General features: G+C 41.1%; 22 protein-coding genes. 12 read left to right on the plus strand and 10 right to left on the minus strand.

Annotated elements, in window-relative coordinates; genetic code table 11:
- Positions 1–84 precede the first annotated feature (84 nt).
- The 4 genes from NSS76_RS05045 (at position 85) to NSS76_RS05060 (ending at position 5459) form a co-directional block, all read left to right on the plus strand.
- Entirely contained in the window at positions 85–1299 is a 1215-nt protein-coding gene (locus NSS76_RS05045) for a metallophosphoesterase family protein (protein ID WP_044333726.1), read from the plus strand.
- Positions 1300–1315: 16 nt separating this feature from the next.
- Positions 1316–4102 (plus strand): ATP-binding protein, encoded by a 2787-nt coding sequence (locus NSS76_RS05050; protein ID WP_341081087.1) that lies wholly within the window; start codon positions 1316–1318, stop codon positions 4100–4102.
- A 62-nt stretch (positions 4103–4164) separates the two neighbouring features.
- The gene (gene yhaM, locus NSS76_RS05055; RefSeq protein WP_024425447.1) at positions 4165–5112 is read left to right on the plus strand and encodes a 3'-5' exoribonuclease YhaM; all 948 of its coding nucleotides are present in this window, start codon (positions 4165–4167) and stop codon (positions 5110–5112) included.
- A 116-nt stretch (positions 5113–5228) separates the two neighbouring features.
- Positions 5229–5459 carry a sporulation YhaL family protein gene (locus NSS76_RS05060; protein ID WP_024425448.1) on the plus strand — a complete coding sequence of 77 codons (231 nt, stop codon included), beginning with the start codon at positions 5229–5231 and terminating at the stop codon, positions 5457–5459.
- A 53-nt stretch (positions 5460–5512) separates the two neighbouring features.
- Here NSS76_RS05060 and NSS76_RS05065 read toward each other — a convergent pair whose 3' ends face one another.
- Positions 5513–6397, minus strand: a complete 885-nt coding sequence (locus NSS76_RS05065) for a peptidylprolyl isomerase (protein WP_024425449.1) — start codon at positions 6395–6397, stop codon at positions 5513–5515.
- 161 nt (positions 6398–6558) lie between these two features.
- Here NSS76_RS05065 and NSS76_RS05070 point away from each other — a divergent pair, with 161 nt between their 5' ends.
- Positions 6559–6645: a YjcZ family sporulation protein gene (locus tag NSS76_RS05070; protein ID WP_008361129.1), complete on the plus strand. Its 87-nt coding sequence runs from the start codon at positions 6559–6561 to the stop codon at positions 6643–6645.
- A gap of 145 nt (positions 6646–6790) precedes the next feature.
- Positions 6791–6880, plus strand: coding sequence for a YjcZ family sporulation protein (locus tag NSS76_RS05075; RefSeq protein ID WP_017360317.1), 90 nt, complete (start codon positions 6791–6793; stop codon positions 6878–6880).
- 51 nt (positions 6881–6931) lie between these two features.
- Here NSS76_RS05075 and NSS76_RS05080 read toward each other — a convergent pair whose 3' ends face one another.
- Both NSS76_RS05080 and NSS76_RS05085 read right to left on the minus strand, forming a co-directional pair.
- Positions 6932–7117, minus strand: a complete 186-nt coding sequence (locus tag NSS76_RS05080; protein ID WP_072368131.1) for a hypothetical protein — start codon at positions 7115–7117, stop codon at positions 6932–6934.
- An 82-nt stretch (positions 7118–7199) separates the two neighbouring features.
- On the minus strand, positions 7200–7721 hold the full coding sequence (locus NSS76_RS05085; protein WP_024425450.1) for a DUF3267 domain-containing protein: 522 nt from the start codon (positions 7719–7721) through the stop codon (positions 7200–7202).
- Between the two features lie 232 nt (positions 7722–7953).
- Between NSS76_RS05085 and NSS76_RS05090 the strand changes: the two genes are divergently transcribed.
- Complete coding sequence (locus NSS76_RS05090; RefSeq protein WP_044333717.1) at positions 7954–8298, plus strand: YhaI family protein; 345 nt, start codon at positions 7954–7956, stop codon at positions 8296–8298.
- On the opposite strand, the gene NSS76_RS05095 is transcribed toward NSS76_RS05090, so the two are convergent.
- Together NSS76_RS05095 and NSS76_RS05100 are read right to left on the minus strand one after the other, a co-directional pair.
- Positions 8276–8896: an HTH-type transcriptional regulator Hpr gene (locus NSS76_RS05095; RefSeq protein ID WP_024425452.1), complete on the minus strand. Its 621-nt coding sequence runs from the start codon at positions 8894–8896 to the stop codon at positions 8276–8278. The two genes, NSS76_RS05090 and NSS76_RS05095, sit on opposite strands and share 23 nt — an antisense overlap.
- 187 nt (positions 8897–9083) lie before the next feature.
- Positions 9084–9440, minus strand: a complete 357-nt coding sequence (locus NSS76_RS05100; RefSeq protein WP_024425453.1) for a YtxH domain-containing protein — start codon at positions 9438–9440, stop codon at positions 9084–9086.
- A gap of 128 nt (positions 9441–9568) precedes the next feature.
- Here NSS76_RS05100 and NSS76_RS05105 point away from each other — a divergent pair, with 128 nt between their 5' ends.
- The gene (locus tag NSS76_RS05105) at positions 9569–9760 is read left to right on the plus strand and encodes a hypothetical protein (protein ID WP_024425454.1); all 192 of its coding nucleotides are present in this window, start codon (positions 9569–9571) and stop codon (positions 9758–9760) included.
- Between the two features lie 252 nt (positions 9761–10012).
- Here NSS76_RS05105 and NSS76_RS05110 read toward each other — a convergent pair whose 3' ends face one another.
- From NSS76_RS05110 to NSS76_RS05120, 3 genes are all read right to left on the minus strand, one after another.
- On the minus strand, positions 10013–10531 hold the full coding sequence (locus NSS76_RS05110) for a tryptophan transporter (RefSeq protein ID WP_024425455.1): 519 nt from the start codon (positions 10529–10531) through the stop codon (positions 10013–10015).
- Between the two features lie 127 nt (positions 10532–10658).
- Positions 10659–11738: a 3-phosphoserine/phosphohydroxythreonine transaminase gene (gene serC, locus NSS76_RS05115; protein ID WP_044333715.1), complete on the minus strand. Its 1080-nt coding sequence runs from the start codon at positions 11736–11738 to the stop codon at positions 10659–10661.
- A 358-nt stretch (positions 11739–12096) separates the two neighbouring features.
- The gene (locus tag NSS76_RS05120) at positions 12097–12525 is read right to left on the minus strand and encodes an HIT family protein (protein ID WP_024425457.1); all 429 of its coding nucleotides are present in this window, start codon (positions 12523–12525) and stop codon (positions 12097–12099) included.
- Between the two features lie 486 nt (positions 12526–13011).
- Here NSS76_RS05120 and NSS76_RS05125 point away from each other — a divergent pair, with 486 nt between their 5' ends.
- The 3 genes from NSS76_RS05125 to NSS76_RS05135 are packed head-to-tail and all read left to right on the plus strand — an operon-like array spanning position 13012 to position 15718.
- On the plus strand, positions 13012–13752 hold the full coding sequence (locus NSS76_RS05125) for an ABC transporter ATP-binding protein (protein ID WP_024426563.1): 741 nt from the start codon (positions 13012–13014) through the stop codon (positions 13750–13752).
- On the plus strand, positions 13745–14965 hold the full coding sequence (locus NSS76_RS05130; RefSeq protein ID WP_332284667.1) for an ABC transporter permease: 1221 nt from the start codon (positions 13745–13747) through the stop codon (positions 14963–14965). Before NSS76_RS05125 ends, NSS76_RS05130 begins: the two co-directional genes overlap by 8 nt.
- A gap of 45 nt (positions 14966–15010) precedes the next feature.
- Positions 15011–15718, plus strand: coding sequence for an EcsC family protein (locus NSS76_RS05135; protein ID WP_341081097.1), 708 nt, complete (start codon positions 15011–15013; stop codon positions 15716–15718).
- Between the two features lie 230 nt (positions 15719–15948).
- On the opposite strand, the gene NSS76_RS05140 is transcribed toward NSS76_RS05135, so the two are convergent.
- A complete protein-coding gene (locus tag NSS76_RS05140) occupies positions 15949–17136 on the minus strand; it encodes a M20 family metallopeptidase (protein ID WP_024425461.1) in 1188 nt (395 codons plus the stop codon).
- A 283-nt stretch (positions 17137–17419) separates the two neighbouring features.
- Here NSS76_RS05140 and NSS76_RS05145 point away from each other — a divergent pair, with 283 nt between their 5' ends.
- Positions 17420–17572: a hypothetical protein gene (locus NSS76_RS05145; RefSeq protein WP_224426392.1), complete on the plus strand. Its 153-nt coding sequence runs from the start codon at positions 17420–17422 to the stop codon at positions 17570–17572.
- A gap of 65 nt (positions 17573–17637) precedes the next feature.
- Here the strand turns inward: NSS76_RS05145 and NSS76_RS05150 are convergent, their stop codons facing one another.
- On the minus strand, positions 17638–18123 hold the full coding sequence (locus NSS76_RS05150; RefSeq protein WP_024425462.1) for an antibiotic biosynthesis monooxygenase family protein: 486 nt from the start codon (positions 18121–18123) through the stop codon (positions 17638–17640).
- Positions 18124–18193: the final 70 nt, after the last annotated feature.

Here is an 18193-nt window from a genome sequence, read left to right on the forward strand (position 1 = left end):
AGATTGAGAGTGATAGAACGTGCATTCGTAAAAATGGCATGATAAAATATGGACAATGACAGTATCGGACAAGGAGATAGACGTTTGACTAAGCTCACCTTTATTCATGCCGCAGATTTACATTTAGACAGTCCATTTGCAGGAATGTCGACGATACCTAGTTCCATATTTAAGCGGCTCAAAGAAAGTACATTTCAAAGTGCTAAGAACATGTTTGATCTCGCCGTTGCGCGGGAGGTAGACTTTGTGCTGCTGAGCGGAGATTTATTTGATGAATCCAATCGCAGCTTAAAAGCACAGCTGTTTTTAAGAAATCAGTTTGTAAGACTGCAAACGCACGGCATTGAAGTCTTTATTATTTATGGGAATCATGATCATTTAGGCGGAGAATGGACACCGATTGAGTGGCCTGAGAATGTACATGTCTTTTCGAGCAGTACGCCAAGTGAGCACTCCTATTATCGAGGAGATCAGCTTGTCGCGAGTATTTATGGGTTTAGCTACAAAGAGAGGGCTGTCTATGAAAATATGACATCTCATTATGTCAAAACAACAGATGCTGCCTATCACATTGCAATGCTTCACGGCACATTAGCCGGACAAGAAGGACATGATGCATATGCCCCATTTCAGCTTCAGCAGCTCATAGCACGGGATTTCGATTATTGGGCGCTCGGACATATACATAAAAGAGCCCTTCTGCATGAAGACCCATTTATTATTTACCCTGGTAATGTGCAGGGCAGACATATTAAAGAAACGGGAGAAAAAGGCTGTTACTTGATTCACCTCTCCGAAGATTCTCAGGCAGCGAATTTTATCAGCTGTGCAGATATCATCTTTGAGAAACTGGCCATAGACATCACAGAAACGGTTCATATGACGGATCTTGTCACACTTGTGGAAGGCAAAATCAATGAGCTGAAAGAGGAAGGCGTTCCTCATTTTGTGAGAATTGAATTGACAGGTGATGCACCTTCTTACTTTGAGCATATGCAGCTTGAGGTCCTCGAAGAGCTGTTGACTGTTTTTCATGAGCAGGAGGAAGATGAAGACGTGTTCGTTTGGGTGATGTCAATTGACTGCCGAACAAATGAGGATGTGATCTATCCAGAGGATTCTTTTTTGAAGGAACTAACGGCAGAAATTGCACAGTTTGAGTCATATGAAGAGCTGCTTTTACCGATCAAGCGTCACCCAATCTACAGGAAGTCAGGAAAAGCGCTCACAAAAGAGGATGAATTGGATATAAAAGAAGAAGCACAAAGGCTGCTGACGGAACAGCTGAAGCAATTATGAGAAAAGGAGAGGTATGATGAAAATACGTTCACTCCATATAGCGAATTTCGGGAAATTTTCAAATCGAACCTTTCACTTTTCTGATGACGGTTTTCAGCTAGTTTACGGCCTGAATGAATCGGGGAAAACGACATTGAAGGCGTTTATTGAGTCGATGTTATTTGGTTTTTCAAAAAACAAGATATACAAGCCGAAACAAGGATCTTTCTATGGCGGCTCCCTCACTTGCTTAGATGAGGAGTTAGGTGTCATTCACATTGAGAGATCGTCCGATCGAGGCGGTCAAGCACAGGTGTTTTTACCGAATGGTGAAGTGAAAGATGAAGCATTCTTGCGGACTCTATTAAAGGGAACAGATCGCAGATTATTCCAATCAATCTATTCATTTGATGTGTTTGGACTGCAAAATGTCCAAGCCTTAAACGAAGATCAAATCGGTGAATTTCTCCTTTTCTCAAGTTTATTTGGCTCAGATGCTGCCTCTAAGATGGATAGCAGGCTGCTTAAGCAGCAGGAGCAGCTGTTTAAACCAAATGGACGCAAGCCGGAATTAAACCAGCAGCTTGATCGTTTAAAAGAGCTGGCTGCCCAGCTGAAACAAGCTAGATTGGCAGAAGGCCGTTATACAGAGAAAAAACGGGAGCATTCTGAATTAATAGAGAATATCGCAGCGCTTCAAAAGGAAATGAAGCAGACAGAAGAACAGATACACCAGCTAACTGAACACATTCAACTTTATCCCATGATAGAGAAGAAGATGGAGTTAAAAAAAGAATTAGCCCGTTATCCAGAACGAGTCAAACGCTTTAGAGCAGAAACAGAGCATGAATTGGATAAATTAGAATCACACCTTCACCCGAAAAAGGCTCAAATGACTGCACTAAAGCAAAAATTTGATCATTTGCAAACCTCGCTGGCACAAGTTCAACCGCTTTATGACAAGGATACATTACTGGAGATGAAGCGTGTCGTTGATGAATCTTCTCATGCTGAACGTATTAAAAACCGCTTAGCTGAATGTAAAGCAGAACGTGATTCATTGAAACAAAAAATGGACGAAGCCGCAGCGAAGCTAAAGTGGCAGCGTTCAGTCAAGCTTGATCAGATTGACGACTCCCTTGAATTTGAGTGGGAATTAAAGGAGGCTGTCAGCCAATACGTTCGTTTAATGGACAGAAAAGCACAGCTGGATGAACGGTTTGATCATGCAAGACATGAGCTAGAAGAAGCGGAAACCGCTTTAAAAGGATTAAAGGAACAGCAGGCCAAATCGCATAGTACAGTAGAAGCTGGGGAAACAAGAACAAAAGAGAAACAGGTTCATTCCCGGGCGTGGTTATTTCCTGTGATGGTGACGTTTGATGCTGCATTTCTGCTTGTCCTCTTCTTTTTAACAGAGTGGTGGGTCACTTTCTTATTTGCGGGATTTTCTGTTTTTGTTTTCTTTGCTATTTACCCATTTTTAAAATCGACACAGGTGAAACAGGGAAGCGGCATGGGCACATTCGATTCCTTCCAAGTGCAGGCAGCTTCAGCTGAAACGCTTGTGAGGCAGAAGGAGCTTTTGTACGAAAGGATCATCCGGCAATATGAAGACTGGGAGCAGGAGCTGGAACCTGTCCAGCAGCAAGTAGAGGAAAAGAAAAGACAGCTGGGCTTGTCCTCAGAGCTTTCTTTCCTAGTAGAAGCCTTTCTTATTCTGAAGCAATTAAAAACGGATACAGCGGAATATGAGGAGCTTAGCCGGGAAATAGACGACCTTGCCGGCCAGCAATCCAATTATGAGCAAAGGGTGGAAGCGTTAAGCAGTCTTCTGCAACGAAAGGAAGGCACCATTCAAGAGAACATCTCGGCCTTTCAAGAGATTTTGAAAGATGAGGCGAAAAGAGAAAAAGAACGTCAGACATTGGATGTATCGATTCAACATGTGAAACAGCAGATCACGACACTAGAAGGGGAAATTGACTATTACGAAAAACAAATGAACGCGCTTTTTCGTCAAGTAGAGGCAGAGTCCAAAAAAGATTACCAAATTCTTTCCCATCTATCGAAAGAATATCGGGAACGGCTTTCCCATTTGCAGCAGCTGAATCAAGAGCTGCATAGAAGCGGCTGCTTTGATGAGGAAGAATTGATTGTTCGTAAAGGATTGCGTCTTCTTGAAGAAGAGTGTACGGAAGCAAAGCAGCACCTGAATAACATACAAACGAATGCGGCGAATATGGAAAAACGTCTGGCAGAACGAGCAGTGGAAATCCGGCAAATAGAAGCTTCAGGTACGGTGTCTGATTTGACTCATCAGCTTTCAGCTGAGCAGGAGCATGCAAAGCACCTTGTGAAAAAATGGGCGGCGGTTCAGCTTGTTCGCTCCGTCATTCGAGAAAAATTGAATGAACATAAAGAAAAAAGGCTACCAGCACTGCTGCAAACAGCTTCCCGCTTTATTCAGCCGTTAACGAATGATCGATATAAAGCCATTTTATTTTCACCCGAGGATGACCGGCTGATCGTGAAAAGGATGGACGGACGAATATTCCGCCCAGAGGAGCTCTCACAAGCAACCTGTGAACAAGTCTATCTGGCCATTCGTTTTGCACTCGCCTTGTCTCATCAGCATGAATGTCAGCTTCCGTTTATGATGGATGACAGCTTCGTTCATTTTGATCATGTTCGTCTAGGAAGAGTACTGGAGTTGATGAATGAACTCACGCGTTTTGAAACACAGCTGTTTTATTTTACCTGTCATCAGCATATGACGCAGGCAGCAGAAGATGGACAGATTACGAGTTTAGCAGTTGAATGATTGACAAATAATGACTTATGTTATACTTATATGAGCAGAAACATGGAAGGAGCTTTTATTGAATGGCTAAAGGGATCATGACCTATGATGTCGGCGAACAAGTTGACCTGCATTTATTAATTAAATCATCTACTAAAGGGATTGCAAGTAATGGCAAACCATTTTTAACGCTCATTCTTCAAGATCAAAGTGGAGATATTGAGGCGAAACTATGGGATGCAAAGCAGAATGATGAAATCACCTACGGTCCGCAAACCATCGTGAAGGTAGTAGGCGACATTCATCATTATCGCGGGAGGAATCAGCTGAAGCTTAGGAATATACGCCCTGTTGCTGAAAACGAGCAAATTCGAATTGATGACTTTCTCGAAACAGCTCCTATTCCAAAACACGATATGATGGATACGATTATGCAATATATTTTTGATATGAAAAACCCTAATATTCAGCGTGTTACAAGGCATTTGCTGAAGAAATATGGACAGGAATTTGCTGATTATCCAGCAGCGACAAAAAATCATCACGAATTTGTCTCTGGACTCGCCTACCACGTTGTGTCTATGCTGCATTTAGCAAAATCAATTGTTGACCTATATCCATCACTAGATCGAGATCTTTTATATTCAGGCATCATTCTTCATGATTTAGGGAAAGTCAAAGAGCTTTCGGGTCCAGTCTCCACGACATATACTGTGGAAGGGAATTTAATTGGCCACATTTCCATTATGGTGACAGAAATTGCGAAAGCTGCGGAAGAGCTTAGCATTGATTCAGAGGAAATTCTCATTTTACAGCACTTAGTCCTGAGTCATCACGGAAAAGGAGAATGGGGCAGCCCGAAACCACCAATGGTGAAAGAAGCTGAAATTCTCCACTATATTGATAATTTAGATGCGAAAATGAACATGATGGATCGTGCACTTGAGCATGTGAAGCCTGGAGAATATACAGAACGTATTTTTGCACTTGAAAATCGTTCGTTTTATAAACCAACCTTCCATCACGAATAATCATGTCAAAACGTCCGTTTATGCGGGCGTTTTTTTCATAACTTGTCTTCTTTTCGCATAAGCATATAACACAAAGGAAGAGAGGAATGTCCTTAAGAAAAGGAGGCGATGAAAAAATGTTGTTTTTTCCGTGGTGGGTGTATGCATGTATTATCGGCATTATTTTCTGTGCGTATAAATTAATGACAACAGCCAAAGAGGAGCAAGAAATTGATCAATCCTTTATTGAAAAGGAAGGAGAAATATTTATCGAGCGAATGGAACAGGAAAGAGAGCGCAGACGCCAGAATCAGCAGGTAAAAAGATCACAGGATACTGCTGCACATGAAGATCATTCAATTGCTTAATCTCGTCATACAAAAACCCCTCTGCACGATTACGGCAGAGGGGTTTTTTGTGATTACTGGTTCTGTTGTGTCTGCTGATTTTGTGCAGGCTGTTCAGATTTTTCTTTGAACGTTTTTTGAAGCTCTTTATCTTTTACTTTCACATCAGCATCTTTTACTAATTTGTTTAAGATGTTTTGGATTTCATTTGTGTCTGCTTGTTTTTGGTCAAGCAGTTCTTTTTTCAAGTCTGCTTTCATGTCATCATATTTACCGCGTTCTTCAGTCTTTTTAATGATATGGTAGCCGAATTGGGATTTTACTGGCTTGCTGATTTCATTTACTTTTAGTTTGAAAGCAGCTTTGCTGAAGTTCTCGTCCATTTGACCTTCTTTTGCGAACCAGCCTACATCGCCGCCTTGTGCTGCTGAAGCAGTATCAGTTGAATATTCAGAGACAAGGGAATCCCATTTTTCACCTTTATCTAATTTCTTTTCCACTTCGTCAGCTGTTTTCTTATCAGCTACTAAAATGTGGCTTGCACGGATTTTTCCTTTAAGGTCATCGTAATACGATTTTACTTCTTTATCAGTGATTTTGATGTTAGCTTTGGCAGCCTTTTGAGTCAGCAGCTCATATTTCACTTGATCTTTGATGTAATCTTTACCGAATTCATCTTGAAGCTGTTTTAAACGATCTTCACCAAGTGTCTTTTTATATTCTTCCAATTTCTTATCAATTTCTTTATCAGATACTTTGTATTTGTCAGCAAGAACCTTTTGTTGAACAAGTAGGTTTAGAGCATCTCCACCTGCTTGTTTCTTAAGAGTTGTATAAAGCTCTCCTTTTGTGACATCTCCTGATTTCGTTGTGGCGATCACATCTTTATCACCGCTACTGCATGCGCCAAGAGTTAAAACACTTACTGCTGTTACAGCTGCTAAAGCCATTTTTTTCATTCAAAAAACACTCCTAATCTTTCCAATTTATTTATCATTGCTTGTATCATAACATATTGTGACACGCTGTAAAAAGAAATGCAAATGGAAGGGCATTCGTCTAGTCAAAAAATTGCGCGCGACATACACATATAGTGATCACAAAAAGGAGGCTGAATTATATGGGAGCAGGATATTCTAATGGGTTTGCTTTATTGGTCGTGCTATTCATTTTGCTGATCATCGTTGGTGCAGCATATCTTTACTAATTAAATCGCTGTGACAGAAGGGAGCCGTCCTGCCGTGCGTGAGGGCGGTTCTTTTTTCAAACGATGACAGGTGCCTAAACGTTTTTTATTTTTCTGCATACACTGAGCTTAGAACAGAGGAAGAACTGGCAGGAGGTGTTTTCACATGGGAGGAGAAGTCTTTGCTGGCGGTTTTGCACTAGTCGTCGTATTATTCATTTTATTGATCATCATCGGTGCATCTTGGATTTGCTAATTAAAATATACACAAAAAGCTGCCCTCAAACTGGCAGCTTTTGCTTTGATCTTAAATGGAAATGGTAATTTCAACAAATGATGAGATAAGTAAGATCAGTATTGATACATTGATAAAGCGAAACACCTTATCTTGCCGTTCTTCAGGAATCTCTCTGACAAGGCATAATGTATTAGTAAGCCTGTTTATTGAATACACAATAAACGCGGCAAAGACGATGAAGTAAAATAAAACTATCGGAGATCCCCCCTCTCTATGCTATTCCCATACTACATTACCAAATTTTTTATGAAAAAGATAGAAGTTGGCTTTAAAAACCTCATGATGAGGAAGTTTGGTCAACTAAAATATCAAACTCGTCTTGAGCTTGATCGATGATGCAGGATTTAGGTGCTTTGAGCAGCTTCCATGCAAATAAAAAGTCAGGCAAACAATAGCCTGCATGTATACTTGCGATGATGATAAAATAGTGTGCGTACATAGGAAACGCCACGCCTAACACAAAGTAAACCGGTGAGATGACACAAAACGGGCTGAGAAGTGAAAAAAGCATCACTTTCTTAGGTACGCGCTGCCAGCAATTTCGTTTCATCAATAGCGTCATTTTTTTCTTATTTTTCATCACTGGGATCAAGTGAACCACACGGTGGACAAGCAAAGTCACAAGTAAGAGCACGGCAAAAAGCGGTGCGTTATGGCTGCTTAGCCTCGTTTCAGGATGAGTCAGTTGAAAACATAAAAATGCCATAATGAAAAAAAGGATAGCAAGACTTATGGCAGAAATCATCATTCTCGTATAACCATAATCCTTTTCAAGATTAATGGTCTTCCAACAATTCATTTTTCATCCTTCCAATCTAAAAATCGAATTGAATATCTCAAGATAATTTACTCTTCCTGAGGATAAAAATCAATGGTTTTGATGAAAAAAAATAAAATGATGCCTTCATATGGAATAAAGAGAGGAAACTTTGGATTTTTCAAGAAAAAAGAACTGAAGGGGGAGGTTCGTCTCTTTCGTCAATGAGTAATTTCGGCTAAAATAGAAGGACTAAGAGAAAGAGGGAACGTACATGAGTATTGAGGAACGAATGAGCCAGCTAGAATACTATATGGAACTTTTATTGACGGCAACCGATATGAGCCGTTATCCATATTATGCGTTATTGATCAGGCAGCGTGTATCGAAAGAAGAGGCAGAGGAAATTGAGCGTATTTGTGCTGAGCTTACAGAGGAAATGGATAAGCAAAAAGCACAAGGCTACGTCATGTTTGACGATCTCCTTGCGCTCTTTGCGGGACAGTTAATTGAAAAGCTGGATGTTCATGAGACGATATTTGCTTTGCATGATCAAGGGCTCTTTCAGCCGCTAATGAATGAATTTATAAAGATCATTAAACAATTTGATTTGTTTTAGACGCTTTTTCTGCTGCCTCAGCTGAGTTTTCAAGTTCCTCAGTCTTTTTTGTGACTTTTCCTTGCTCATTCAAAAAGTCCTTCTCAATGTTTGAAAACGATTTCTCAAAAATCTCCATGAAATCCTCACCATAAATGTTACGGATGATACACATCATTTCTAAAATCTCAGGGAACTTTCCGTAAATGTCATGAAGCGGCTGTGCGCCTTTGACAATACCAGTTCGGGCCGGGTCATAATCTTCGAGTAGTTTATGGAATGTCTCTTCGCCTTTTGGCGTTAGCTCAATATACGTATTGCGCTTATCGTTTAACTTTTTAGAAAATTTTAAAAATCCTCGTTCCTCCAGTTTCTTGGAGAAGTTAAACGCCGTTGATACATGCATGACGCCAAACTTTGCAATTTCTGATATTGAAGCTCCTTTTAATTGATACGCAATCCACAAAATATGATGTTCATTGATATTTAGGTTATACGGTTTGATCCACTGCTGCCAGTCCTTTTCAATGGATTTCCAAAGAGCTTTGCTCAATTGGGCCATTCTTTGACTGAATAAAAGTGCTTCTTTTACATCGAAAGGCTGTTCCGAATGATTCATCCATTTCACCTACTTCTCTTTTTCTTGTAATTCTATTATGCCAATAAAATAAAGATTAATAAAGCTGAAAATTCAAGAATTTTTAAAAGTCATGAAAAACATTGTCAAAATAACCTTTTTTCAACAAAAAAAGTGCGGGATACGCACCCCGCACACTTTTGTAAACGAATATTTTTTTGTGAGTATATTAGTTTTGTAAGGTTTTCTCCAGTTGTTTGAGCTTTTCCTCAATTTCCTGAATTTCCTTTTGTAAGTCCTGCTGATGAGGTTTGATTTCTTCGCGCCATTGCTGAATCGATGTTTGCAATTCAGACCCGACTTCTTTAATCACCTCTGCGCTTTCTTTTGCTGTTTCCACAATTTGCTCTTTTAAAGCTTGTCCATCTCTTTTTAATTTTGTCAGCGTATCTTCGAATTTGTCATAGCCGTCTTTCACTTTTCCGCGCACATCTCTGCCAGAAGAGGGAGTCGTCAGGAGCACTGCCGCACCTCCGAGGAGACCGCCTACAAATAATCCTGTTAATAAAGAACGTCCACTAGCCATTCAAATCACCTCTAGTCAAATTTTACACATTCGCATGTTCTCTCTGAGCTGACGATCAGCTTCATTGAACTTCCATACATAGCTTGCTTTATTTTAGCATACTTTTGAAGAAAAGGGAGGGGAGAAGGTTGTCTGTCTTTCTGTTCGTTTTTATGTGTATCGTCATCGTTTTTACAGGTGGTTCTATTCATTATGCAAGACAGCTTGGGTATGCAGGGTCTTATCCGCCAAAACATGTTTTAAAGCAAAAAGCACTTGTGTGTGCGGCTGGTGCAGGAATTTCGCTCCTCATTTTGCTGCTGACCCTTTTTCTTTTATAAAAGCATGAAAAAACCTCTTCATCTATCATGAAGAGGTTCCAGCGTGTAGACAAACCCTCGCATTCTTTGTCAGTCCTGCGTGCTGGTGCTCACGAATATCAAATTCGCTCCGCGCCAGTACTCGTCCTTCCTAGACTTCAAAGGTTTTCTATCACGCTGAAAAGAAGACAAAGGGCTAAAATCAAGATCATTTTAGCCCTTTGTCAACAATCTGAAACCTCTTCATCTATCATGAAGAGGTTCGGTTATTCGTTAAGCAACTTCTATCATTCTTGCACGTCTCAGAATGGACTGAGCAATTGGGAAGACAAATACCATAGCGATGGTATTAATCACGGCTGCTGGCAGGACAACACCCACAAGAAGTGCCGGTAATGCAGCTGGCAGTCCAGTGATCAGTAAAGCGGCAGATAAGAAAATCACGCCGGATACGATGGTTCCAATCGCAGTTAATACAGCGGTCAGCACGACTTTGTTCTTTATCTTCAAGCAAGATAAGAAAAGGGCTAAGAAGATAAAGGCTGTCACTGGCTTATCAATCATATTCGGAATTTGTCCGCCTGGGAATCCCGTTGTTAATGCAGAAATAACGCCAGTCACTAGCGCAATCACGACAACATGCTGTACCTTTGGGAAAAGGATGATGCTTAAAAACATCATGACCAGCATCATATCAGGTTTCATTCCGAAAAAGATGGGCGGGAAAATCGTATGCAAGACAGCTCCCATTGCTGCAAGCAATGACATAATCACTAATTCTTTTGTTTTCATTTCTATGCTCTCCTCTGCTAAGCTCTTATAGGACTCTCCAATAATATGGCTCATCATTTATTGCAAGAGTCATGACTTTATATTTCTCGTTATTATAACAAATTTATTTCCCTATAGAAAAGCCTTTTTACTCATTTTCTTGCTGGAACTTTTTCATAAAGTCCGCAAGCTTTTGGCAGTCTTCAATTGAGACCGCATTGTAAATAGATGCTCTGCATCCACCGACAGAACGGTGGCCGGCAAGTCCAACCATTTGCTCTTGCTTTGCTTTTTCCACAAAGGAAGAAGTAAGTGCATCATCGCGAAGAGTAAAGGTGACATTCATATGTGAACGGCTGTCAGCGCGCGCATGTCCTTGATAAAAGCCGCCGCTTTGATCAATGGTATCATAGAGAATGCCTGCTTTTTGTTCATTGCGTTTTTCCGCTGCTTCTACACCGCCAGCTTGTTTGACATGCTCAAGGACAAGTGACAGCATATAAATCGCAAAAGTCGGTGGTGTATGATAAAGAGAATTGGCTTTTGCGTGTGTTGAATATTTTAATATTTTCGGCGTGCTGCTTTTCTCTTTCTCTAATAAACGTTTGCGTGCAATCACAATCGTGATACCTGAAGGCCCTAGGTTTTTTTGTGCCCCAGCATAGATGAGATCAAATGAAGAAACGTCTATTTTTTTGCTGAGAATATCACTGGACATATCCGCAATGAGCGGCAGTGACGTGTGCGGGAACGTTTTCCACTGAGTACCGAAGATCGTATTGTTCGATGTGATGTGTAAGTAAGCACCATCTGTTAAACCGGAAGTATCTACTTCTGGAATATACGAGTAGTTGTCATCTTCACTTGAAGCAAGCACAGATGTCTGACCAAACCCTTTTGCTTCTGACAATGCTTTTTCTGACCAAGCGCCTGTTTGAATGAAATGAGCTGTTTCGCCTTCATGTAAGAAGTTCATAGGAATCATCGCAAATTGAAGACTAGCTCCGCCTTGTAAAAAGAGGACTTCATAATCTTCTGGAATGTCCATCAGTTCCACCAAAAGCGCTTTTGCTTTATTGTGGACTTCTTCATACTCACCGCTGCGATGAGAAAGCTCCATCACAGACATCCCAGTTTGTTTAAAATCAACAAGTTCTTCCTGTGCTTTTTGAAGCACTTCTAGCGGCAGTGCCGCCGGACCAGCATTAAAATTTGTCGTTCGCTTCATCACAATCTCTCCCTATTTCTCGCGTTAATGGATCAAAAGATAAAACCATCCTATCACAAATTTGAAGCATTTGGACAAAAAATTTGAATCGTTCAAAATATCTTACTATTAGGAGATGGAAGCAATGAAAAGGGGCAAAAATAAGAAAAACCTCATCTGTTAAGATGAGGTACAGATTGTTGACAAAGGGCTAAAATGATCTTTATTTTAGCCCTTTGTCTTTTTTTCAGCGTGAAAGAAAACCTTTGAAGTCTAGGAAGATCGAGCACTGGAGCGGAGCGAATTTGACATTCGTGAGCACCAGCGCGCAGAGCTGACAACGAATGCGAGGGTTTGTCTACACGCTGAACCTCACCTGTTAAGATGAGGTAAGCCGCGTGTGGATGGCAGAAGAAATGTCTTTTAAATCCTCTGACGTGTATTGATCTTGGTGTGATTTCCATACGGCACCAAAGCCATCGCCTTTTCCGTAGCGCGGAATGATATGCATATGGTAATGGAACACCGATTGACCGGCTTTTTCACCATTGTTGTTCAGGAGGTTTAACCCAATTGGTTCAAACTCCTGTTTGATCGCCCTTGCAATTTTCGGAATCGCTTGGAAGTAGTGGTTAGACACTTCTGGTGTCATCTCATAGATGTTTTCTTTATGTATTTTCGGGATTACAAGGGTATGTCCTTTTGTTACTTGGCTGATATCAAGAAAAGCCAATACATGCTCGTCTTCATATACTTTTGCACATGGAATGTCTCCATCAATGATCTTGCAAAAAATGCAGTCGCTCACGCCATGTCACTCCTCATTATTTTTCCTTTATCGTATCACAAAAAGAAGCAAAAAAGAAAACAGGACAAGCGAACTCCTTTGGTCGCTCATCCTGCTCCTGCAGAAGAAATGCTGATGCTTTCATTCGAATGCCTTTTGAATTCTCTATTTACTGAAATAAAGAATTCATGTGCCTGCTATTTCTGCCGTAAACACCTCATTTGACGTTTTGGTTTGTCGAATACATATTGTATAGGACACAAAAATCAAGAATCAGTGAAGCAAAACAGAAGCTAAGGTTTTTAGATGAAAAACCAACTTGTCATGCGGTTCTTTGCCTTTAACAAACACCTCATTTACTTATTGGTCATCAAGTTCATTTCTTCTACATACATTATGATGACCAAAGCGCCTATTTTTTATTCATGACTCGTCTATAGGTAAACATTTCAAATTATCATTCGTTTTTGTTACTATAAAGGAAAAAAGAAAGAAAGGAACGAATTCATGTCCCTTCTCACTGTAAAAGATGTAACGGGCGGATATACGAAGAATCCCGTTCTAAAAAATATTTCATTTGAATTAGAAAGAAATCAAATCGTCGGTCTCATTGGCTTAAACGGGGCGGGGAAAAGTACAACCATCCGCCATATTATCGGGCTCATGAAACCGCATAAAGGTGTCATTGAATTGAATGGACGAACCCTTCAAGACGACCAAGAGGCGTATCGTTCACAATTTACATTTATTCCTGAAACACCTGTTTTATATGAAGAATTAACGTTAAAAGAGCATTTAGAGCTGACAGCGATGGCTTACGGTCTATCAAAGGAACAATTAGACGAACGCCTGCCATCATTGCTGAAAGAATTTCGAATGGAGAAAAGGCTGAAATGGTTCCCTGCTCATTTTTCAAAAGGAATGAAGCAGAAGGTCATGATTATGTGTGCATTCCTTGTGGAACCAGAGCTGTATATCATCGATGAACCGTTTTTAGGGCTTGATCCTCTTGCAATCAATGCACTGCTTGAACGGATGAATGCAGCGAAGAAAAGCGGCGCTAGTGTCCTGATGTCAACGCATATTTTAGCGACAGCTGAGCGCTATTGTGATTCCTTCATTATTTTGCACGAAGGGGAAATCAGAGCGAAAGGAACACTGGCAGAGCTGAGAGAACAGTTCGATATGAGAGATGCGACACTCGATGATCTTTATTTGGAATTAACAAAGGAAGAAAGCTATGAGTAAAACAACGCTTACTATTTGGAAATCAAGATTAGAGGAACACATACAAGAAACAAGAAAATACTTAAAATACATGTTCAACGATCATCTTGTCATTGTGCTCATTTTTTTCCTTGCAGGCGGAGCAAGCTGGTACAGCAGCTGGCTCAAACATATTCCGGCTCACTTCCCATCTTACTGGGTGATGGCAGTTGTTTTCTCATTGGTACTTACAAGCTCATACGTACGTACGTTGATTAAAGAAGCCGATCTCGTGTTTTTGCTTCCGTTGGAAGGAAAGATGGAGCCTTACTTAAAACAAGCGTTTAACTTTAGCTTCATTTCTCAGCTGTTTCCTCTCATTGCTGTATCCATTGTCGCACTTCCGCTTTATTCGGCGGTGTCTTCAGGAGGCATCACGGGGTATGTGCTGATATTGGCGCAAATGATCTTAATAAAGGGCCTGAATACAGCCCTTCAATGGAGAATGACTTATTTTCAAGGAAAACACGTGAGATGGCTCGATGCAGCCCTTCGTTTTCTATTAAATATGATGTTGATCTACACCATCTTACAGGCAGCCTATGTGATTGCAATCGTTTTTTATCTTATCTACGGTGTCTATCTCGTCTACTTAACAAATGCAGTGAAAAAACAGCCTTTTCAATGGGAAATGCATATTTCTGATGAATTAAAACGGAAGCAGCGCTTTTATCGTTTGGCCAACTTATTTACCGATGTGCCTCACTTAAAGAAACAGGTGAAAAGAAGAGCATACATGGACTGGATGTTGAAGTTTGTTCCTTACGATCAGCGTAAAACTTTTTCTTATATGTATGTGAGGGCGTTTGTACGCTCAAATGACTATTTTGGTCTGGTGTTTAGATTAACGGCCGTGTTTGTCCTGATTATTTTGTATACAGGTGCAGCAGGCTGGGTGGGTGCGTTACTAGTCTTGTTCACAGTATTTATCACAGGTGTACAACTTGTGCCGTTAACGAAGCACTTTGCTCATCTTTCATTACAGGCACTTTATCCAGTTTCTCAAAAGGAAAAGGATCGAAGCTTTTTTGTTCTCGTCCGTAATGTGCTCATCATCCAATCGATATTGCTGAGCTGTGCGGTACTTCCAGCAGGGGGCTGGCAGGGAAGCGGACTTGCCCTTCTCATTTCTGTTGCGTTTGTGCTTGTCCTCTTTAAGCCTTACGTACAAAGCAGGTTAAAAAAGATGAGATAAGTGGAGATTACAGCGAGCGTATGATGACATCAAGGAGGGGACTGGATGAATGCAACTGAACGGGAGTTGTATGAAGAAGCCATTCTTTTTCAAACACGTTTTTTAAGAAAACCTTCAAAGATCGAACGGTTTTCAAAAGGAGTTCAGCAGCAGGTGAACCGCCGAATTCCTGCCAGGTTCCATCAAGTCATCACAAGTGCAGTCAAAACAATGGTTGAATCCACCGTATCAGGATCACACTTTACTTCATTTTCAGTGATTGATGAACAATTATCTATTGTAGAACGAAATGAACTGGCAAAGGATAAAGTGAAGTATTACCAAAAGGCGGCTGCTATCGAAGGGATTGGAACAGGTGCAGGCGGTTTATTCCTCGGTATGGCAGACTTTCCGCTGCTGCTGAGCATAAAGATGAAATGCCTTTATGAGCTGGCGTGTATTTATGGCTTTGATTTATCTCAAAAGGAGGAAAGACTCTTTTTGCTCTGTATATTTCAGCTCGCCTTTTCCAGCAGTGCCCATCGTCAAAAAATGATGAAGATCATAGATGATTGGGAAACGAGCCGCGAGGAAATGGATTGGTACAGCTTTCAGCAGGAGTATCGAGATTACATTGATCTTGTAAAGCTGTTTCAATTAATGCCGGTCGTCGGAGCCGCTGTTGGCGGGGTGGCAAATCATCAGCTGACAGGACAGCTCGGAGAGGTTGCACGCCATGTGTTTCACTTGCGAATATTGAAAGAAATGAAATAGAAAAACCGCTGATGACAGCGGCTTTAGATTGTTGACAAAGGGCTAAAATAATCTTTATTTTAGCCCTTTGTCTTCTTTTCAGCACAGCGTGATAGAAAACCTTTGCAGTCTAGGAAGGACGAGCAGCGGAGCGGAGCGAATTTGACATTCGTGAGCACCGGAGCGCAGACCTGACACCGAATGCGAGGGTTTGTCTACACGCTGAAACCGCTGATGACAGCGGCTTTTTTTTATTCATTGTAGGAAAGAACGGCGTTAGCGAGAACCTTTGCTGCGATAGGCATTGCTTTTTCGTTGATATCAAACTTTGGATGATGATGTGGATACACGTCCTGGCTGTTTTCGGGCATGGCGCCTGTGTAGAAGAAGGTACCAGGGACATGCTGAAGGTAGTAAGCAAAGTCTTCTCCGCCCATTTGGGTTTCCGCTTCTTTTACTTCTGTGACACCTTCTGTCTGGTTTGCGATGCCAGCAATATATTCAGTCGGCTTTGGATGGTTTTTGACAGCTGGGTATCCTCTTACGTATTCATATGTGTAGGCAGCATCATGCATCTGGCATACCCCTTTTACCACCTGTTCAATTTCTCGTTCGATGATATGCCGTGCACTTTCTTCAAAGGATCGTGCAGTACCCGTTAAAACAGCTGAATCTGCAATAACGTTAAAGGCATTCTCCGCTACAAAACCTCCAACAGAAACAACAGCAGAATCAATTGGATTGACTTTACGTGCAACGACTTGCTGCAGGTTTGCGACGATTTGTGAACCGATGAGTACGGCATCTTTGGTTAAATGAGGCTGGGCGCCGTGTCCGCCTTTCCCTTGGACTTGAATGGAGAAACGATCGGCCGCTGCCATAAAGTTCCCGCTTTTATAAAGAATCGTGCCACAAGGCTCTGAAGACCAAAGGTGCGTACCAAATATCACATCGACCCCGTCTAAACAGCCGTCTTCAATCATTGGTTTTGCACCGCCGGGAGCATATTCCTCGGCATGCTGATGAATGAGGACGATCTTTCCTTTTAATTGATCACGATGCGTATGCAAGACTTTTGCTAATACAAGAAGTGTCGCAGTATGCCCATCGTGACCGCACGCATGCATCACACCAGGCTTTGTTGATTTGTAAGGTACATCTTTTTCATCGTGGATGGGAAGTGCATCAAAATCAGCTCTGAGGGCAATGGTTGGTCCCGGAGAAGCTCCTTCAATAAAAGCGAGTACGCCATGACCGCCCACCTTGGTGCGCGTAGGTATTTGTAATGTATCATAGTAGCTGGCGATGAAAGCGGCTGTTTCTTCTTCCTGAAAAGAAAGTTCAGGATTCATATGGAGATGGCGTCTAATTTCAACCATTTCCTCATAATGTTCATCAAGACGTTCATTGATGCTTTTTTGTAAAGTGGATATTGTCATTGAATCGAAAACCTCCTTCATGCTCTTTTACTGATTGTATGGTAATTGTTAGAATCTTTCAACAGAAGAGGATTTCGTGGTCAGTATCAAAAGGTCATTTTACATAAAAGTCGAAGTTGATATGAAGTAGGGAAAGGGAGGAGTAGCGTTGGGAAGCTGTCCAAATTGTTCAAAAACATTTTCTTTCGTCGAAAAATTTCATTTATCACATACGAAAATGATGATGTGTCCAAGCTGCCGGCATCAAATCAAAGAAACCTTTGTCTCAAAAATGAGTTTTTTTATGATCTGCTTGATTCCACTATTGGTGCTGCTGATTCAATTGAAAGGTGCTTCACCTATGTTGAAGTGGCCGGTCTTATTAGGGTGGATATTGCTGAATTTCTATGTGCTTCAGCCGATCATTCATCGGTACGAGCTGAAATCAAGTTCATAAAATGAAGAGCCCAGGCGACTGGGCTTTTTTTGATGAAAAAAAGAAGTGCTGAGAGCAGCACTTCCTTAATTGTCTGTGACGGCATGGTAGGATGTGAGGTAAGCTGGACGAGAGAAAATGGAGCCTGTATCTTCGTGTGGCTGAAAGAATGCTTCTGATTCTTGAAAGTCTTGAAATAAGTCCTCTGATTCCCAAAGTGTCAAAATCAAATAAACTTCTTCATCTTTTTGAGGTCTTAAAACGCGAATAGCCTGGAAGCCGCGCTGATGTTCTGAGATGTTCGTCTTTTTCTGAAAGGTGGATTCAAACAGTGCTCTGCTTTCAAGCTTAACAGGGATATGATTCAAGGTGACGAAACCAGATTGGACAAGCTCGCCTTTCGCATAAATCACATCATAGGCATGAGGGGCTTTAAATACAGTCTCACCCTCCGTTTCATGAAAAAGAGCTGCTTGTTCTTTTCCGACCATATAAAGCAGATTTTCCAGATGGTGTTTCTTTGCGATTTTATGCAAAAAATCTGCTGTTCCATATGTAATATAAAAATTCATCTAAACCGCCTCCTGCTTGATAGTATAACAAAAGAATGATATATAATTCTTTGGCAGTCAATCCATAAAA

It is taken from the genome of Bacillus sp. FSL R5-0654, assembly GCF_038008745.1.
In the GTDB taxonomy this organism is placed as follows: Bacteria; Bacillota; Bacilli; order Bacillales; family Bacillaceae; genus Bacillus; species Bacillus safensis.

Bases quoted from the DNA above. Each gene is read 5' to 3' on its own strand.
- NSS76_RS05050 (WP_341081087.1), top strand. From the start codon at position 1,316: ATGAAAATACGTTCACTCCATATAGCGAATTTCGGGAAATTTTCAAAT.
- yhaM (WP_024425447.1), top strand. From the start codon at position 4,165: ATGGCTAAAGGGATCATGACCTATGATGTCGGCGAACAAGTTGACCTG.
- NSS76_RS05060 (WP_024425448.1), top strand. From the start codon at position 5,229: ATGTTGTTTTTTCCGTGGTGGGTGTATGCATGTATTATCGGCATTATT.
- NSS76_RS05065 (WP_024425449.1), bottom strand. From the start codon at position 6,397: ATGAAAAAAATGGCTTTAGCAGCTGTAACAGCAGTAAGTGTTTTAACT.
- NSS76_RS05070 (WP_008361129.1), top strand. From the start codon at position 6,559: ATGGGAGCAGGATATTCTAATGGGTTTGCTTTATTGGTCGTGCTATTC.
- NSS76_RS05075 (WP_017360317.1), top strand. From the start codon at position 6,791: ATGGGAGGAGAAGTCTTTGCTGGCGGTTTTGCACTAGTCGTCGTATTA.
- NSS76_RS05085 (WP_024425450.1), bottom strand. From the start codon at position 7,721: ATGAATTGTTGGAAGACCATTAATCTTGAAAAGGATTATGGTTATACG.
- NSS76_RS05090 (WP_044333717.1), top strand. From the start codon at position 7,954: ATGAGTATTGAGGAACGAATGAGCCAGCTAGAATACTATATGGAACTT.
- NSS76_RS05095 (WP_024425452.1), bottom strand. From the start codon at position 8,896: ATGAATCATTCGGAACAGCCTTTCGATGTAAAAGAAGCACTTTTATTC.
- NSS76_RS05100 (WP_024425453.1), bottom strand. From the start codon at position 9,440: ATGGCTAGTGGACGTTCTTTATTAACAGGATTATTTGTAGGCGGTCTC.
- NSS76_RS05110 (WP_024425455.1), bottom strand. From the start codon at position 10,531: ATGAAAACAAAAGAATTAGTGATTATGTCATTGCTTGCAGCAATGGGA.
- serC (WP_044333715.1), bottom strand. From the start codon at position 11,738: ATGAAGCGAACGACAAATTTTAATGCTGGTCCGGCGGCACTGCCGCTA.
- NSS76_RS05125 (WP_024426563.1), top strand. From the start codon at position 13,012: ATGTCCCTTCTCACTGTAAAAGATGTAACGGGCGGATATACGAAGAAT.
- NSS76_RS05130 (WP_332284667.1), top strand. From the start codon at position 13,745: ATGAGTAAAACAACGCTTACTATTTGGAAATCAAGATTAGAGGAACAC.
- NSS76_RS05135 (WP_341081097.1), top strand. From the start codon at position 15,011: ATGAATGCAACTGAACGGGAGTTGTATGAAGAAGCCATTCTTTTTCAA.
- NSS76_RS05140 (WP_024425461.1), bottom strand. From the start codon at position 17,136: ATGACAATATCCACTTTACAAAAAAGCATCAATGAACGTCTTGATGAA.
- NSS76_RS05145 (WP_224426392.1), top strand. From the start codon at position 17,420: ATGATCTGCTTGATTCCACTATTGGTGCTGCTGATTCAATTGAAAGGT.
- NSS76_RS05150 (WP_024425462.1), bottom strand. From the start codon at position 18,123: ATGAATTTTTATATTACATATGGAACAGCAGATTTTTTGCATAAAATC.